Source organism: Achromobacter sp. CSND-B12 (assembly GCF_052906545.1).
This window is the reverse complement of sequence record NZ_JBREGJ010000001.1, coordinates 5,841,087-5,858,342: the sequence shown is the minus strand read 5'-3', so window position 1 is coordinate 5,858,342 and position 17,256 is coordinate 5,841,087. Positions and strand designations below refer to the sequence as shown.

15 protein-coding genes are annotated in these 17,256 nt (G+C 68.0%); 2 read left to right on the top strand and 13 right to left on the bottom strand.

Annotation, left to right across the window (positions count from 1 at the left end):
- Window positions 1-3: 3 nt before the first annotated feature.
- The 10 genes from ACUTAG_RS27530 to ggt form a co-directional block, all read right to left on the bottom strand.
- A complete protein-coding gene (locus ACUTAG_RS27530; protein ID WP_053500797.1) occupies window positions 4-702 on the bottom strand; it encodes an SDR family oxidoreductase in 699 nt (232 codons plus the stop codon).
- Window positions 703-827: 125 nt separating this feature from the next.
- Entirely contained in the window at window positions 828-1,427 is a 600-nt protein-coding gene (locus ACUTAG_RS27525) for a TetR/AcrR family transcriptional regulator (RefSeq protein ID WP_148319454.1), read from the bottom strand.
- A 76-nt stretch (window positions 1,428-1,503) separates the two neighbouring features.
- Entirely contained in the window at window positions 1,504-2,541 is a 1,038-nt protein-coding gene (locus tag ACUTAG_RS27520) for an NADP-dependent oxidoreductase (protein ID WP_054447257.1), read from the bottom strand.
- Between the two features lie 90 nt (window positions 2,542-2,631).
- Entirely contained in the window at window positions 2,632-3,252 is a 621-nt protein-coding gene (locus tag ACUTAG_RS27515) for a TetR/AcrR family transcriptional regulator (protein WP_148319452.1), read from the bottom strand.
- Window positions 3,253-3,296: 44 nt separating this feature from the next.
- Complete coding sequence (locus ACUTAG_RS27510; RefSeq protein ID WP_006387468.1) at window positions 3,297-3,833, bottom strand: YaeQ family protein; 537 nt, start codon at window positions 3,831-3,833, stop codon at window positions 3,297-3,299.
- Between the two features lie 122 nt (window positions 3,834-3,955).
- A complete protein-coding gene (locus tag ACUTAG_RS27505) occupies window positions 3,956-5,815 on the bottom strand; it encodes a dipeptide ABC transporter ATP-binding protein (protein WP_148319479.1) in 1,860 nt (619 codons plus the stop codon).
- Window positions 5,816-5,829: 14 nt separating this feature from the next.
- Complete coding sequence (locus ACUTAG_RS27500; RefSeq protein ID WP_006387466.1) at window positions 5,830-6,708, bottom strand: ABC transporter permease; 879 nt, start codon at window positions 6,706-6,708, stop codon at window positions 5,830-5,832.
- On the bottom strand, window positions 6,705-7,649 hold the full coding sequence (locus ACUTAG_RS27495) for an ABC transporter permease (RefSeq protein WP_006387465.1): 945 nt from the start codon (window positions 7,647-7,649) through the stop codon (window positions 6,705-6,707). Before ACUTAG_RS27495 ends, ACUTAG_RS27500 begins: the two co-directional genes overlap by 4 nt.
- A 129-nt stretch (window positions 7,650-7,778) precedes the next feature.
- Window positions 7,779-9,293, bottom strand: coding sequence for an ABC transporter substrate-binding protein (locus ACUTAG_RS27490; RefSeq protein WP_006387464.1), 1,515 nt, complete (start codon window positions 9,291-9,293; stop codon window positions 7,779-7,781).
- A 73-nt stretch (window positions 9,294-9,366) separates the two neighbouring features.
- Entirely contained in the window at window positions 9,367-10,995 is a 1,629-nt protein-coding gene (ggt, locus tag ACUTAG_RS27485) for a gamma-glutamyltransferase (RefSeq protein ID WP_006387462.1), read from the bottom strand.
- A gap of 105 nt (window positions 10,996-11,100) precedes the next feature.
- Here ggt and ACUTAG_RS27480 point away from each other — a divergent pair, with 105 nt between their 5' ends.
- The gene (locus tag ACUTAG_RS27480) at window positions 11,101-12,015 is read left to right on the top strand and encodes a LysR family transcriptional regulator (protein WP_049050962.1); all 915 of its coding nucleotides are present in this window, start codon (window positions 11,101-11,103) and stop codon (window positions 12,013-12,015) included.
- 90 nt (window positions 12,016-12,105) lie between these two features.
- Here the strand turns inward: ACUTAG_RS27480 and ACUTAG_RS27475 are convergent, their stop codons facing one another.
- From ACUTAG_RS27475 to ACUTAG_RS27465, 3 genes are read right to left on the bottom strand one after another with little or no spacing between them, the layout of a single operon-like run.
- Window positions 12,106-14,286 carry a phosphocholine-specific phospholipase C gene (locus tag ACUTAG_RS27475; protein WP_054444254.1) on the bottom strand — a complete coding sequence of 727 codons (2,181 nt, stop codon included), beginning with the start codon at window positions 14,284-14,286 and terminating at the stop codon, window positions 12,106-12,108.
- A gap of 36 nt (window positions 14,287-14,322) precedes the next feature.
- Window positions 14,323-14,502 carry a hypothetical protein gene (locus tag ACUTAG_RS27470; protein WP_020927293.1) on the bottom strand — a complete coding sequence of 60 codons (180 nt, stop codon included), beginning with the start codon at window positions 14,500-14,502 and terminating at the stop codon, window positions 14,323-14,325.
- Window positions 14,503-14,522: 20 nt separating this feature from the next.
- Entirely contained in the window at window positions 14,523-16,517 is a 1,995-nt protein-coding gene (locus tag ACUTAG_RS27465) for an alkaline phosphatase family protein (RefSeq protein ID WP_076468887.1), read from the bottom strand.
- 249 nt (window positions 16,518-16,766) lie between these two features.
- On the opposite strand from ACUTAG_RS27465, the gene ACUTAG_RS27460 reads away from it, so the two are divergent.
- Window positions 16,767-17,213, top strand: a complete 447-nt coding sequence (locus ACUTAG_RS27460) for a general secretion pathway protein GspC (RefSeq protein WP_020927291.1) — start codon at window positions 16,767-16,769, stop codon at window positions 17,211-17,213.
- Window positions 17,214-17,256: the final 43 nt, after the last annotated feature.

The window sequence follows — 17,256 nt, the reverse complement described above, 5'->3', positions numbered from 1 at the left end:
GGTTCATGCCTGCAGGTAGACGGGCGGCTCGGCCGCCAGGCCTTGCTTGACCTGGCGCGTGGCGTCGTCGGCCAGCACTTCCTCGGCGCCGGCTTCCAACGCGTCGAAGGCCTGGCGCACCACCGATTCGGGCGTGCTCTTGGGCGCGTCCAGGCCGCGCGTCAGGTCGGTATCGACAAAGCCCATGTGCAGGCCCAGCACCTGGGTGCCCTGCTCGCGCAGTTCATGGCGCAGGCCGTTGGTCAGGGCCCAGGCGGCCGACTTGCTCATGCCGTACACGCCCAGCAGCGGCCGGTTGATCCAGCTCGCAATCGACAGCACGTTCAGCAGCGCGCCGCCGCCGTTGGCGGCCAGCACCGGCGCGAACGCCTGCGCCACGCGCAGCGGGCCCAGCAGGTTGGTCTCCAGGTGCCGGCGGGCCGATTCGATGCTGTCGTCGGCCAGGAAGCCGCCGGTCGCGGCAATGCCGGCGTTGTTGATGACCAGCGTCACGTCCTTGGCCAGCGCGGCCGCGGCGGCCACGTCCTCGTCGCTGGTGACGTCGAGCTTGATGGCCTGCAGGCCCGGCAGCGAGATGCTGGCCGGATCGCGCGCGCCGGCGTAGACTTTGCGCGCGCCACGGGCCAGCGCCTCGCGGGCGAAGGCCAGGCCGATGCCGCGGTTGGCGCCGGTGATGAGGACGGTAGCGTTCTTCAGTTCCATGATGTCTTTCCTTGGGTGCTGCGTTCTGGCTGTGGCCGGTAACACCGGCCGGTTATATAAATATGATGGTCATCATATTTATGGGATGAAGAAAGGCCGCGCAATGCGGCCCGAAAAAGGGGGCTTCAGTGGGCGGCCTGGCGGCCCTCGCTGTCGTACTGGTCGAGAATGGACTGGCGCGCGGCCGCCAACATGGCGTGGCCCTGCGCGTTGTCGCCGAGCGCGCGGGCCAGTTGCATGGCGCCCACCAGGCTGCTGGTGATCGCCATCGCGGCGTGCGGGCCGGCGTCGGCCGGCAGCGCCTGTTGCACCACGCCGACCAGCCCGGTCACCCGGCTGGCCGAGATCTCACGCACCTCGGGCGACTGGCGCGGCATCTCCGAGGCCAGCGCCGAAATCGGGCAGCCCCCTTCGCAACCGACCAGGTGGCCCTCTGACAGATAGCTCTTGACCAGGGCGCGCAGCGGGCTGGCGCCTTCGGCGCGGCGCCGCGCCATGCCTTGCGCCATGCGGGCGGCGCCATCGCGGCCGGCGCGTTCCATCGCCGCCACCAGCATGGCGTCGCGCGACGGGAAATGCGCATAGAAGCCGCCGTGCGTGAGCCCGGCCTCTTTCATGACGTCCGCCACGCCCACGCCGGCATAGCCTTCCCGGCGAATCGCTCGCGCGGCCGCTTCCACGATGCGGTCATGGGAGATCTCTTTGCGGGAAGCGGGGCCGGCCATGGTCGGGACTCCTGAATATGATGACCATAATATAAACCCGCCCCGGACGCTTTGCACGCTTTTTTGTTGCGGCGCACTAGTCGCCGTTGGCCACCTTCACCACGAGCTTGCCGAAGTTGCCCCCCTGCAACATCCCGGTGAAAGCCGCGGGCGCGTTCTCCAGCCCCTCCACGATCTGTTCGCGCACCGTTACCTGGCCGCTGGCCAGCCACCCTTGCATATCCCGGCGGAATGCGTCGAAACGCTCGCCATAGTGGTCGAGGATGATGAAGCCCTGCATGCGGATGCGCTTGGCCAGCAGGGTCGCCACCAGCCGCGGCAGGCGGTCCGGGCCAGCGGGCGGGGCCTGATCGTTGTAGCCGGCGATATAGCCGCAGACCGGCACGCGCGCGCCGATATTCAACAGCGGCAGCACGGCATCGAACACCTCGCCGCCGACGCTTTCGAAATAGACGTCGATGCCGTCCGGGCAGGCCAGGGCGAGCCGCGCCGCCAGGTCTGGAGCATGACGATCCAGGCACAAGTCGAAACCCAGCTCCTGCTCGGCGTAGCGGCACTTGTCGGCGCCGCCGGCGATGCCCACCACCCGCGCGCCCTTGAGCCTGGCGATCTGTCCCACCACCGCGCCGACAGCGCCCGTCGCGGCGCCCACCACCACGGTTTCACCCGGCTTGGGCTGGCCGATGTCCAGCAGGCCGTAATGCGCGGTGAACGCCGGCATGCCCAGTCCGCCCAGCGCCAGGGATGGCTGCGCCATATCCCCCAGCGGCACCAGGTCGGCCCCTTCGGACAGGCCGTAGTCTTGCCAGCCGGCGTAGCCCAGCACCAGATCGCCCGGTTGGAAACCGGGATGGCGCGACACCACCACGCGGCTGACGGTGCCGCCGGCCATCGGCGCGCCCAGCGGCGTCGGCGGTGCATAGCCGGGGCCCTCTGCGCTCATCAGCCCACGCATGTAGGGGTCCAGCGACAGATAAAGCGTACGAGTCAGCACCTGGCCCTCGGCGGGTTCCGCAACCGCCTCCTGTTCGAGGCGGAAATCGGCTGGCACAGGCAAGCCATTGGGACGTGCGGCAAGGACGATACGGCGATTGACGGTTGCGGTTTGCGGCATGATTCGATCCTGATATGTGATTGAAGTAGACCAGTCGTCTAGAAACTGGGTAAAAAAAGAGCGGGAACGCTACGCGTCCCGCCCCGGAGATTATTCGTCGTCCGCCACGCCCAATGCATGCAGCGAACCCGCCATGGCCGTGTCGAGCGGCTGCCGGCTGCGCATGATCTTGGCCAGCAGGCTGGCGCCAAGCCAATGCTCGTACAGGTTGGCCGCCAGAATCGCGGGCGCCAGCCCGCCCGGTGCCGGCGGCAGCGAGCCGTCTGCCCTGCCCGCCTCGATGCCGCGTTCGATGCGCTCGGTGATGGCCCTGGTACCCGCTTGCAGCACGGTGCGCATCGGGTCGGACAGGTCGCAGACCTCGGCGCCGAGCTTGACCACCAGGCAGCGGCTATGCGGCGATTCACAGCCCTGGGTTTCGCGCCATTCGTGAAAGTAGCGGACCAACCGTTCACGGCCGTTGCCCGGGCCGGCCATCAGGCCGTCCATGTAGGCGAGGTAGCCCTTGAAGTAGTCCTCCAGCAGGGCAACGCCGAAGGCGTCCTTGGAAGCGAAGTAATGGTAGAAAGAGCCTTTGGGCACCTTGGCGGCTGCCAGCACCTCGGCCAGGCCGACGGCCGTATAGCCCCGCGCCAGCAGCAGCGGGCGGGCCACGTCGAGAATGTGCTGGCGAACGTCGGAGGGGGCGGCGGGTGTGGCGGGTGTATCCATGCGCCGCACTGTAGCAACTATTAGACCAGTCGTCTAGAGACCCGTCAGCGCCAGATTTCGGGCTCGATGCTGACTTCGCCCTTGTCGGCCGAGAAATACACCACCCCGTCAGAGATATTGGCGTTCAGCTGCATGGTGCGCTCGGCCAGATTGGCGAGGGCGCGGGTCTGCTCGGATGGCAGGTTGATGACCTTGAGGTTGCGGGTGCGCTCCAGCTTGTTGCGCACGCCGTCCCACCAGATCTTGCTGGCGGAACCGCCGTAGCAGTAGACGATGACCTGCTCGGCGCGGCCGCAGGCGCGCAGGATTCGGCGTTCTTCGGGTTGGCCGACTTCGATCCACAGGGTGATGGCGCCGGTCAGGTCCTTGACCCACAGGTCCGGCTCGTCGGTGTCGCTCAGGCCCTTGGTGAAGGCCAGTTCTTCCTGGGCCTGCAGCGCGTAGGCCACCAGGCGCACCATCATGCGCTCGTCGGTTTCGGAGGGATGGCGGGCGACCGTCAGCGAGTGGCTGCCGTAGTAGTGCCGATCGGTGTCGGCCACGTTGAGGTCGGCCTTGTAGATAGTGGCGCGCAGGGCCATGGCGAGAAAATCCGTTGAATGGGGCGAATGACTGAAGGCCGCCATGATACCGCCTGTGGCGCGGCCGGCCCCGCGCAACGGCCGCCGCCCGCCGCCGATGCGGCGGGCGATCAGGCAGTGGCTCAGTACACGCCGACGGAATGGCGCGCGACGTAGTGCCCTTCCCCGACCTGCACCAGCGGCTCGACCAGCGGATCGTCGCCCAATTTGCGCATCGGGCTGGGGATTTCGTCGACCAGCAGCGAGCGCTCGCGGTGGCGGCGCTGCGGATCGGCGATCGGCACCGCCGCCATCAGCTTCTTCGTGTAGGGATGCTGCGGGTTCTCGAAGATGGCGCGGCGCGGACCGATCTCGACGATCTGGCCCAGGTACATCACCGCGACGCGGTGGCTGACCCGCTCGACCACCGCCATGTCGTGCGAGATGAACAGGAACGACACGCCCAACTCGCGCTGCAGGTCGAGCAGCAGGTTGACGATCTGCGCCTGGATCGACACGTCCAGCGCCGACACCGATTCATCGGCGATCACCACCTTGGGGTTCAGCGCCAGGGCGCGCGCGATGCAGATGCGCTGGCGCTGGCCGCCCGAGAACTCGTGCGGATAACGGTCGATCATCTCGGGCGCGAGGCCGCACTTGTCCATCAGCCAGCGCACCCGTTCCTGGGCCTTGGCGCCGCTGGCCACGCGGTGGATCAGCAGCGGTTCCATGATGGAATAGCCGACCGTCATGCGCGGGTCGAGCGAGGCGAACGGATCCTGGAAGATGAACTGGATGTGGCGGCGCAGCGTCTGCATGGCGCTGCCGCGCAGCGCGCCGATGTTCTGGCCGTCGAACTCGATCGTGCCGCTCTTGCTCTTGACCAGTTGCAGCAGCGAACGGCCGGTGGTGGTCTTGCCGCAGCCGGATTCGCCCACCAGCGACAGGGTCTCGCCCGGATACAGGTCGAAGCTGACCTTTTCGACCGCATGCACGCGCTTTTGCACCCGGCCGAAGATGCCGCCGGTGATGTCGAAGCTGGTGGTCAGGTCGCGCACCTTCAGCACCGGGCCGTTGTCGCGGCGCACGGTGGACGGCTGCGCCACCGGGGCGGCGGCCGGCTCGGCCTGGCGCGCGGCCTCTTCGACCTTGAGCAGCGGGAACGGCGCCGGCTCGTCGGTGCCATGCATGGCGCCCAGGCGCGGCACGGCCGACAGCAGCGCGCGGGTGTAGGCATGCCGGGGACGGGCGAAGACGTCGTCGGAACCGCCCTCCTCGACCTTGTCGCCGCGGTACATGACCAGCACGCGGTCGGCCACTTCGGCCACCACGCCCATGTCGTGGGTGATGAAGATGACGCCCATGTCCATTTCTTCCTGCAACTGGCGGATCAGTTGCAGGATCTGGGCCTGGATGGTGACGTCCAGCGCCGTGGTGGGTTCGTCGGCGATCAGCAGCTGCGGTTTGCAGGACAGCGCCATCGCGATCATGACGCGCTGGCGCATGCCGCCGGACAACTGGTGCGGATAGCGGTCGAGAATGGCGCGGGCTTCCGGGATGCGCACCCGCTCCAGCATGCGCAGCGTTTCGGCGCGCGCCGCGGCCGCGTCCAGTCCCTGGTGCAGTTGCAGGGCCTCGGCGATCTGGTTGCCGGCCGTGAAACTGGGGTTGAGCGAGGTCATCGGCTCCTGGAAGATCATGGCCACGTCGGCGCCGCGCACGCGTTGCAGCGTGCTGTCGGGCGCGTTGACCAGGTCCAGCACGTCGCCGTTGCGCCGGCGCAGCAGCATGCCGCCGTTGACGATGCGGCCGCCGCCGTATTCCACCAGGCGCATCAGCGCCAGCGAGGTGACCGATTTGCCCGAGCCGGACTCGCCCACGATCGCCAGGGTTTCGCCGCGGTCGACGTGGAACGACACGTTGCGCACCGCTTCGACGACGCGCTCGGGGGTTTTGAAGCGCACGGTCAGGTCGTTGACCTGGACGACGCGTTTTGGGTCCATGGTTGCCATGATGATTACTTGTCCTGACGGGGATCCAGCGCGTCGCGCAGCCCGTCGCCCAGCAGATTGAAGCCCAGCACCACCAGGAAAATGGCCGATCCGGGGAAGATCGACATCCAGGGCGCCTGGGTCATGAAGTTCTTGGCGGTGTTCAGCATCGAGCCCCACGATGGGTTCGGCGGCTGCAGGCCCAGGCCCAGGAACGACAGGCTGGCCTCGGCGATGATGGCCGTGGCGATGGTAATGGTGGCCTGCACGATCAGGGGCGGCATGACGTTCGGGAAGACGTGGCGGCAGATGATGCGCAGGTCCGAGGCGCCCAGCGCGCGGGCGCTCTGCACGTAGTCCTCGCTCTTGACCGCCAGCACCTGCCCGCGCGTGAGCCGGATGAACTTGGGCGCGGCCGACACGCCGATGGCGATCATGGCGTTGGTCAGGCTGGGGCCGAGGAAGGCGGCCAGCGCGATGGCCAGGATCAGGAACGGGATCGCCAGCAGCGCCTCCGTGGCGCGCGAGATGCAGCTGTCGGTCCAGCCGCCAAAGTAACCGGCGGCCAGCCCGAACGGCACGCCCACCACCAGCGCGATCAGCACCGACACCAGGCCGGCCATGAGCGAGGCGCGGGCGCCATAGACCATGCGGCTGAAGATGTCGCGGCCAAGCTCGTCGGTGCCCAGCCAGTAGGAGGCCGACGGCGCCTTGCGGATGGTGGTGAAGCTGGTCTGGAACGGGTCGTGGTTGGCGACCAGCGGCGCCACCAGCGCCACCAGCACGAAGAACAGCACGATGCCCAGGCCCAGCATGGCAACGTGGTTGCGTTTGAACTTGGCCCAGGCGCGGCTGCGGCTGCGGGGCGGCGTGACGGCGGCGGCCGTTGCGGGAAGTGCGCTCATGCGTGCCTCAGACGGGGATTGACCAGGATGTACAGGATGTCGGCCAGCAGGTTCATCAGGATGAAGCCCACCGCGACGCAGAGCACCACGCCCTGCACCACCGCGTAGTCACGCGTGAAGACGGCGTCGACCACCAGCTTGCCGAAGCCCGGGATGGTGAAGACCTGTTCGGTCAGCACGGCGCCGGCCATCAGTTCCCCGAACAGCAGCGTCACCAGCGTGACGATCGGCATCAGGGCATTGCGCAACGCATGGCGCAGCACCACGCGGCGCGGCGACACGCCCTTGGCGCGCGCGGTGCGCACGTAGTCGGCCGACAGGGCCTCGAGCATGGCCGAGCGGGTGTGGCGCATCAGGTAGGCGGCGATCGCCGTGGACAGCACCAGCGCCGGCATCAGCATGGTCTTGATCGACAGCCAGAAGTCCTCGGTCGGCGACACGTAGCCGGATGCCGGCAGCAGCTTCCACTGCACCGACACCACCATGATCAGGATGATGCCGAGCCAGAAATTGGGTATCGACATGCCGGACAGCGCCGCGATGTTGGCGCCCATCTCGACCGGCTTGCCCTTGCGCACCGCCGCGACGATGCCCATGGGAATGCCGATCAGCAGCGCGAAGAACATCGCCATGGCGGCCAGTTGCAGCGTGACCGGCAGCTTCTGGCCGATCAGGGTGGTCACCGGCACGTCGGTGCGCAGCGACTTGCCCAGGTCGCCCTGCACCACCTGGGTGGCCCAGGCGACGTACTGCACCGGCAGCGGGTCGTTGAGGCGGTATTTTTCGCGCAGGTAGTCCAGCACGGCCGGGTCGCGCTCTTCGCCGGCCATGGTCAGCACCGCGTCACCGGGCAGGATTTTCTGCAGCATGAAGACGATCATCGACACCAGTATCAGGGTCGGTATCGCGACGATCACGCGGCGCAAGATGAGTTTGAGCATGAGGGAAAACCGTAGAACGAAAGCGGCGGACGGAGCCGGCCCGTCAGGGCACGGCGCGCGGCCGCCGCGGGAAACGACCGGCCGCGTTCAGGCAGCCGGCGGGCGCGGCGGCGAACCGCCGCGCCGCGATCACTTCTGCGCGAACGTCACGCCCTTCAGGCGGATCATGCCGTCCGGGTACGGCACGAAGCCCTTGACCTTCTTGGCCAGCGCGAACGGCCATGGCTGGTAGTAGTTATACACGCCGGGCAGCTCGTCCTGGATGATCGCCTGCGCCTGGTCGTAGATGGCGCGGCGCTTGGTTTCATCGGGCACCGTGCGGGCCTCGTTGAGCAGCTTGTCGACGTCCGGGTTGCAGTAGTGGCCGTCGTTCAGCGCGCCCTTGCAGGTCACGAAGCTGTGGATGTTGCCGTCCGGATCGACCCGGCCCGACCAGCCCAGCATCACCACCTGGAAGTTGCCGCCCGCGGATTCCTTCTGCAGCGCGGCGTACTCGGTGGGCCGCAGCGACAGGTCGAAGCCGGCCTCGGAGGCCATGGCCTGGACCATCTCGGCCACCGACGAGGTGGTGGTGTTGTTGCCGAACATGACCTCGGCCTTGACGCGCTCGAAGCCGGCCTGCTTGAGCAGCGCGCGGGCCTTGGCCACGTCGCGCTTGGTCACGGGGAACTTGTCGCTGTGGTAGGGGCTGGCGGGCGGGAACGGCTGTTGCGCCGGCTCGAAGATGCCGCCGCCGGCCACTTCGTTGATGGCGTTGCGGTCGATGGCCAGCTGGAATGCCTGGCGCACCAGCTTGTTCTTGAAGGGATTGTCCTCGGCGCGCTTGCCGTTGGCGACGTTGAACATGAACTGCTGGAAGCCCAGGCCGGCCACCGGCGCGAAGGTCAGGCTGGCGTCGCCCTTGACCTGCGCCGCGTCGGACGGGTTCAGGCGCTCGAGCAGGTCCAGGTCGCCGGCGCGCAGGTTCGACAGGCGCACGGTGGTGTCCGGGATCGGCAGGAAGGTGATGCGCTTGAAGGCGTAGTCCTTGGCGTCGTAGTACTGGTCGAATTTCTCCAGCACGACGCGGTCGTTCTGGATGCGCTCGACGAACTTGTACGGACCCGAGCAGATCGGCTTGCGGCCGACCGAGGCCACGTCGGCGTCGGCGAACGACTTGGGCGACAGCATCATGCCGGCGCGGTCGGACAGTTGCGCCAGCAGCGTGGCGTCGGGCTGCTTGAGGGTCAGCACCAGCGTCGCGGCGTCGGGCGCCTCGACTTTCTCGACCGAGGCCAGCTCGCCCTTGCGCAGGCTGTCGGGCAGCGTCATGGCGCGTTCCAGGTTGGCCTTGGCGGCGGCGGCGTCGAACTTGCTGCCGTCATGGAACAGCGCGTCTTCGCGCAGCTTGAAGGTCAGCACCTTGTTGTCCGGGCTGAACGACCACGAGGTGGCCAGTTGCGGCACGAAGTGCAGCTTGGGATCGATGTCCACCAGCTTGTCGCACAGCGAGGTGAAGACGATGCGGCCGACGTAGGTGCGGGCGCGGTGCGGGTCCAGCACGTCCGGATCTTCCTGCAGGCCGATGCGGATGTTCTGGGCGCACGCGGCGCCGGCGGCCAGCGCCAGCACGCTGGCGCCGAAGGTCATGGTCAAGCGTTTCATTGTGTTTATTCCCCTTGTGGCTGCAATGCCCGGCTGCAAGGCCGGGCCGCGATGCGTGACAGCAATGCCCGCGTCAGAAACCCACGGCCTGGCCGTCACGGCGACTGTCGCTGGCGGCGACGTAGCCGAGCTCGTTGTCGCTTTCGGACATGCGCCAGATGAATTGGCCGGCGCCGAAATCCATGTACGGATCGTCCACGGATTTCAAAGCATGCCCCAGGTCTTTCAGGCCCGCAATAGTGGAAGCCTTCATATTGGTCTCGATGTCCAGCGAGAAATCGCGGTTGACCTTCCAGCGCGGCGCGCAGCAGGCGGCCTGCGGGTTCTGGTGGTAGTCGATCATGCGCACCACGGTCTGCAGGTGGCCCTGCGGCTGCATGTCGCCGCCCATCACGCCGAAGCTCATGACCGGCTTGCCGCCGCGCGTCAGGAAGCCCGGGATGATGGTGTGGAACGGCCGCTTGCCACCCTCGACCACGTTGGCCGACTTGGGATCCATCGAGAAGCCGACGCCGCGGTTCTGCAGGCTGATGCCGGTGCCCGGCACCACCACGCCCGAACCGAAGCCCATGTAGTTGGACTGGATGAACGAGATCATCATGCCATTCTCGTCCGCGGCGGTCAGATAGATGGTGCCGCCGGCGGCCGGACGACCGGCGCTGAAATGGGTGGCCCCGTCCAGGCGGATCAGCTTGGCGCGGCTGTCCAGGTAGTCATCCGACAGCATCTGCTCGGGCGTGACCTCCATCGAGCGCGGGTCGGCCACGTACTTGTAGAGGTCGGCGAAGGCCAGCTTCATGGCCTCGATCTGCACGTGCTGCGACTGCACCGAGTCGACCGGCATGTCGGCGATGTTGAAGCGCTCGACGATGCCCAGCGCGATCAGCGCGGCGATGCCCTGCCCGTTCGGCGGGATCTCGTGCAGCTCGTAGCCGCGATAGGACCGCGAGATCGGCTTGACCCATTCCGGGCGGTAGCCGCGCAGGTCTTCCAGCGTCATGGCGGCGCCGCATTCCTGGCTGAAGGCGGCGATGCGCTCGGCCAGCTCGCCTTCGTAGAAATCACGGCCCTTGGTGGCGGCGATGCGTCGCAGCGTGTAGGCGGCGTCCGGAAAGCGGAAGTGCTCGCCGACCTTGGGCGCGCGGCCCTCGGGCATGAAGGCCTGGGCGTAGCCCGGCTGGCTGCTCAGTTCATTGGCGGCGGCGGCCCATTTGTGCGCCACCACCGGCGGCACGGCGTAGCCGCGCTCGGCGATCTCGATGGCCGGCTCGAACAGTTGTTCGAAGGGCAGCTTGCCAAGCTTTTCGTGCAGCGCGGACCAGCCGGCCACCACGCCCGGCACCGTGACCGCGTCCCAGCCGCGCTTGGGCTGGATCGCCAGGCCGTCGGCGCCGACGCCGTATTTGCGCTTGAAGTACTCGACATTCCAGGCGGCCGGGGCCACGCCCGAGGAATTCAGGCCATGCAGTTCCTTGCCGTCCCAGACAATGGCGAAACAGTCGCCGCCCAGGCCGCAGGAGACCGGCTCGACCAGCACGATGGTGGCGGCCGCGGCGATGGCGGCGTCGACTGCGTTGCCGCCCTTGAGCAGCATGCGCAGGCCGGCCTGGGCGGCCAGCGGGTGCGAAGTCGACACCACATTGCGCGCGAACAGCGGGATGCGGATGGAGGGATACGGGTTGACCCAGTCGAAGGATTTCATGGCGCTTGTCTCATAGAGGTAAGCAGGCGAAGGTACTCCCGTGATCTAATTAAATCAATTTGATTTTTTGTTCGGTAATAAAAGAAATTTTTGTGAATTGATCCCATGAGCACCATCCGATTCCTGCGCACCTTCCTGGCCGTGGCGCACCATGGTTCGTTCTCGGAGGCGGCCGAACAGGTGGCCCTGACGCAGGCCGCCGTCAGCTTCCAGATGCGCTCGCTGGAGGCGGAATTGGGGCGCGAGCTGTTCGACCGCAGCGGGCGGCTGGCCATCCTGAACGCGGCGGGCCGGGAATTGCTGCCGGAAATCAAGCACTTGCTGGATTTATACGACCGCATGCGACTACCGCGCACGGTGCCGGGCGAACTGGCCGGGTCGGTCTCAGTGGGCAGCATCGTGTCCTGCATGGGCACCTTGTCCAAGGTGGTGTCGGGCATGAAGAAGTCGCATCCCAAGCTGGACGTGCGCATCCTGTCGGGCAAGGCCAGCGAGCTGGCCGGCAAGGTCGAGGACGGCGAACTGGACGCGGCCTTCCTGGTGGAGGCCGGCCGCAAGATGGCCAGCACCCGCTGGACCCCGCTGTATGAAGAACCGCTGGTGGTGATCGCCCCGCCCTCGGCCGCCGGGCGCGACGCGCGCCAGGTGCTGGCGGGCAACCCCTTCCTGCGCTTTGACCGCACCCAGCGCACCGGACTGCAGATCGACCGGCTGCTGCGGCGGCTGGCCGTGCCGCTGGACGAGTTCCTGGAACTGAACGCGATCGAGACCCTGGTCGAGCTGGTGCGCCAGGAGGTTGGCGTGACGCTGCTGCCGTTGATCAACGGCTCGAACTGGAGCGACAGCCCGCAGTTGCGCATCCTGCCCCTGCCCGACGACCTGGGGCCGGCGGCGCGCGCCATCGGCATGCTGGAGCGGCGCGAGCACGCCCGCCAGGGCATCACGACGGCCATCTGCGAAGCCTGCGCCGCGGCCTTCCGGGCGCGTGACGCGCAAGAGCCGGCGCAGGTCCGCCTCTAACGACAACGCCCCGCGTCGTCTCCCGGGCGGAAGCGACACGAGGCGTTGCGCCGGGCGCGGCCATTGCCGGCCGCACCCGCGCGGCGGACCTTACTGGCCCATCGCCGGATCGGTGACCGAGGCCTTGCCCGTCTCCACCCGGCCGGCAAAGCGGCGGATGTAGGCCGGGTCCTCGTTCAGGCGCGCCGTGAAGTCGTACCAGTTGCCGCTGGCCTTGAGCGACCACGACTGCTCGACCTGGCTGCCCGCCGGCACCGTGATCGTCCACTTCTCATTGTTGGTGTAGTAGGCGTTCGGCGTGATGACGAAGGTGCAGGGCCTGGTGCCGCTATTGATGAAGCTGGTGTAGACGTCGCCGTTGGCGATGTCGTAGCAGACACGGATTTCCGCGCCCAGCCCTTCGGTGCGGGCCAGCGCCAGGTCGCCGGCGAAATGGCGCAGGTAGCCGTTCGGGCCCATCACCCACAGGTCGTACTTGCCGCCGTCGGCGGCCACGTCCCAGCTGCCTTCCAGCTGCTTGTTGGGCTCGACCGCGTAGCGGCGCGGCAGGCGGTCCAGGTGCAGGCGGTCGTACACGTGGAACACGCCGGCGGCGCTGCCGGTGTTGGCGAACACCAGCCACATGGCGCTGCTGCCGGGCTGGGCGCGGCCGCTGGTGTGCATCTCGTAGGGCAAGGCGCGCGACGGACGCACGCCGGTTTCCTGCCTGGGCTTGGCCTGGGTGGTGGTGTCGGGCAGCGGCACCTGGGCCAGCGCCTGCTGGTCGGCGCGGGTCTGGTCCGCCGTGGCCTTGGTCCACATGGTCAGGTCGGGCAACTGCTCGCTGTTGGGCGTGGCGAAGTTGAAGGCCGAGGTCAGGTCGCCCAGCACCGCGCGGCGGTAATCGCTGATGTTGGTTTCCTTGACGCCGAAGCGCGCTTCCAGGAAACGCAGCACCGAGGTGTGGTCGAAGGCCTGCGAATTGACCCAGCCGCCGCGGCTCCAGGGCGAGACGACGTACATCGGCACGCGCGGACCGGGGCCGTAGACGCGCTTGTCGGCCGCATCCTGCAGCGACGGCTTGATGTGGCGCTCCAGGTCGGTGTTGATGGTGGATGCGCCCGCCATCGAACCGTCCGGGTTGAGCGACGGCGCGGCCGGCGACGGCACGTGGTCGAAGAAGCCGTCGTTCTCGTCGAAGTTGATCAGCAGCACGGTCTTGCTCCAGACGTCCGGATTGGCCGTCAGGGCGTTGAGCGTTTCCTGGATGTACCAGGCGCCCTGCACCGGGCTCGACGGGCCGGGGTGCTCGGAATAGTTGGCCGGCGCCACGATCCAGGACACCTGCGGCAACGAGCCGTTCAGCACGTCGTCGCGGAACGACTGCAGCAGGCCGTTGTCGCCGGCCATGGTGTTGGCCACGCCCTTGTACAGCGGATTGCCGCTGTCGGCCGCGGGCGTCCAGGCGGGCGGATTGGGGTTGCTGGCGGTCGGGTCGTTGCCGGACAGCTCATAGGCCTTGCGGAACTGGCGGAAGCCCGCCAGCGGGTTGTCGGTGAAGTTGTCGGGCAGGTTCTGGTAGACCTTCCAGCTGACGCCGTTCTCCTGCAGCTTCTCGGGGTAGGTCTTCCAGGTCCAGCCGATGGTCGAGGCGCCCAGGCCGTCCCACTGGTTGCGGGTCGAAGGGCCGTTGCCCTGCGCCAGCGGATCGTTGGTGCCGGTCCAGTGGAACAGGCGGTTGGTGTTGGTGCCGCCGTGCGAGGAGCAGTGGTAGGCGTCGCACAGCGTGAAGGCCTCGGCCAGCGCGAACTGGAACGGCAGCTCCTGGCGGGTGTAGTAGCCCATCGACTGGTTCTGCTTATAGCGCGGCCATTGGTACAGGCGGCCGCCGTCCCAGGCGTTCTGCGCATCCGGGTAGTCGTGCGGCGTGCCGGACACGCGCTGGGCGTTGCCCTTGGTGCTGTCCAGGTGGTACGGCAGCACCACGCGGGTGCCGTTGGTCTGTTCCCAGACCGAGCGGTTCTGCGGCAGCGGCACGGTGATGCGGTCGCCGAAACCGCGCACGCCCTTGAACGTGCCGAAGTACATGTCGAACGAGCGGTTTTCCTGCATCAGGATGACCACGTGCTCGACGTCGTTGATGGTGCCGGTGCGATTGTTGGCGGGGATGGCCAGCGCGCGGCGGATGGCGGGCGGGAACATCGACAAGGCGGTCAGGCCGGCGGTCGAGGCGGCGGCGTTGCGCAGGAAGCGGCGCTTGCCGGCGTGGATCGGGTCTTTGGCGGACGTCACGGATACTATTCCTTGGATTCTGGAGAAGGCGCGGCGTCAGGGCGCGCAACGCAACTGGGGCTTGGCCGGCTGGGTCGGCGTTTCGGGCTGGTTGCCGGGGTTGCCGGCATCGTCGTCGTCATCCTTGTCGCCGCCGCAGGCGGTCAGGACGGCGGCCACCATCAGGGCGGCGCCCATGCGCAGGCAGGCGCGCAGGATCGGGTTGGCGGTATTCATGGGGTGTCTATCCTCGGACATCAGGGAATCAATTCGGAAACGGACTTGCCGGACATGGCCAGCGACTTGACCTCGGCTTCGGTCAGGGCGCGCGACCAGAAGGCCAGGTCGTCGAAATACATGGTGTAGGGCCCCTTGGTGCCGGCGCAGCACACGCCGTAGGTGCCCTTGCCGTCTTCGTTCAGTCCCAGGTGCGGACCGAACAGGCCGGCGATCTGGGCGAAGTTGACGGTGCCGGTGGAGATCGAGCGGCTGAACCAGCCCATTTCGGTGTCGTAGACGTAGGCGGCCATGGTCTTGGCGGTCTTGTTGACGACCATCGCCACGTAGACCGGCTTGTTGGCCGTGAACTTGACGCCGTTGATGTCCACGCGGCTGCCGCCGGCCAGGTTGAAGCGCAGCTCGGGGCCGGCCCACTGGGCGATGGTGATGCCCGGGTTGCCGCCGGAGTTGTAGTCCTTGTTGCCCAGGATGGAGCGGTCGTTGGCGGTGCCGTCGGACTGGTACCAAAAGCCGATGGTGAACGCCTGGACGCTGTCGAGCAGGCCCGCCGGGTAGTCCAGCTTGAAGGCGCCGATGGGATCGCCGCCGCGCTCGTTGCGGAACATCTTGCCGAACACGCCCTTGTCGGCGAACGCCGGCGCCTGCACGCCGTCATAGGGCGTGATCACGCCGCCGCCGGCGGCCTTGTCGGTCAGGTTGCCTTCGAACGGGAACAGCATCGTCAGGCCGGAACTCAGCGACGGCAGCAGCGGCACCGGCGCGGTGTAGACCACCGTGGCGCGCACCGCCGTGACGGCGCCGCCCACCGCGATGGCGTAGTTCAGCTCGTGCACGCCTTCGGTGGTGAAGGTGAAGCCGGTGTCGACGTAGTCCGTGGCGGTGCCCGGCAGGCGCGCGATTTCCTTGGCGTCGCGCGTGATCACGATCTCGCCGGTGGGCGTGCCCACGCGGCTCCAGCTGAGCGACACGCTCTTGTTGTCCATCGAGGTGCGGCTGGCGCCGCGGCGCAGCGCCACCGCTTCGAACAGCGAGGTGCCGGCCATGTCGTACTGGCCCGGGGCCGGCAGCGCGCCCAGGTGCGCCAGCAGCGTCGGCGCCGCGTCGGCCGCGCTCGGCAGGCCGTACCACGCGGTGTCCCAGACGCCGTCGACCGCGGCATCGTCGGCGCTGCCGCCGAGCAACGGCGCGCGGTTCAGCGCCAGCAACGTGGTCTTGTTCAGCGACAGCGGCAGGCCGTCGCTGCCGCCGGTGCGATCCAGGCCGTGGCTGGAAGCCACCACCACCAGCCAGTTCTCATCCGGATGGGCGGCGCGGCGGTCCGCGACCTGCTTGAGCAAGGCGCCGATGGCGCTGTCGGCCTGCCGCAGGGTGGCGCGATAGCCCTCGCCGAAACCGGCGCTGGCGGCCGCGCGCTCGGCGGCGCCGAACTGCGCCACCACCACGTCATAGCCTTCGGTGATGCGGTCGCGCGCCTGGCTGGCGACGCAATCGTCGACGCCGGCACAGTCGGTCAGGCTTTGCAGGTAGCCGGCATCGCGATCGCCGCCCACCAGGCCCGCCAGCAGCGACGAATTGAAGGCCGCCGCGGCGCGCGTGGCCGGCCTGGCGGCCTTGATGCGCTGGAACAGCGTGGCCGACTTGGGCGCCTGGCCCGGCGCGTTGCTGCGCACGCCGTGCTGGTCGGCCCATTGGCCGGTCAGCAGCGTGGCCCAGCCCGGCGCCAGCAGCGTGGGTTGCTGCGTCACGCCGCCGATGACCCCGCCGGTCCAGGAACGGGTCGCCGTCAACTGGGCCAGGTTGGGCAGGGACTTGTCCGTCATGCCCTGGCGGTAGGCATCGTAAGTGATGCCATCCATGCCGATGAACAGCACCTTGGCGTTCGCGCCGCTGCCCGGTTGCACGGTCGGCGGCGCCGCCGTGTCGTCGTCCTTGTCGTCGTCGCCGCCACAGCCGGCCAGCGCGCCCAGGGCCGCCAGCGCGGCGCACCAGCGCTTCCACTTCAATAACTGCATGCTCTTTCCCTTTCGAAACCCGCTTTGTGGGTGGCCCACATAGTGGCGACGCAAGGTGAAAGACCCATGAAGCGAAGAAAGGAATCGTTGATCGATGGATCAGGTTTTTTTTCTGCAGCGCTACAGACCGCAACAGGAAGGTGCCTGCCTGCGCCTGGCCGAAGCGCCCGATGCGGCGTGCCATCGCGCGGTTGTCATGATCGGCTGCTAGAGTCGGGCGCATTCCCGCCGTACCGCCATCGCCCGACCATGCCCCTGTCTTTGCGCCCGTCCCTGCCCGCCGCCCCCGCCGCGTTCCGTGTCCTTGCCATCCTGGCACTGGCCGCCGGCCTGGGGGTGTGGGGCGCGATACTGTTGGCGCCCGCGCCGGCCGCCCTGCCCGCCGCGGTCTCGGCGCCCGCCCCGCGCGCCGCCGACAACACGCCGGTGGCGCTGTGGTTCGGCCGCGATGAAGCGCTGCGCACGCAGATCAGCGTGCTGGGCGTGATCGCGGCCGGCCCCGACGGCGCCGCGGTCTTCAGCGTCGATGGCGGCCCGCCGCTGGCCTGGCGCGTCGGCGACGAGGTCGCGCCCGGCATCGTGCTCAAGAACATCGGCGCCGACGCCGTCACCGTCGAGCAAGGCGGCCGCGCCAGCCGCCTGGCCACGCCGGCCTCGCCCGCGCCCGATGGCGGCATCGCGCGCGCCGCGCCGTGAGCCGCGCGCCTCATATTGCTGTCATATTTCATGTCCACAATCG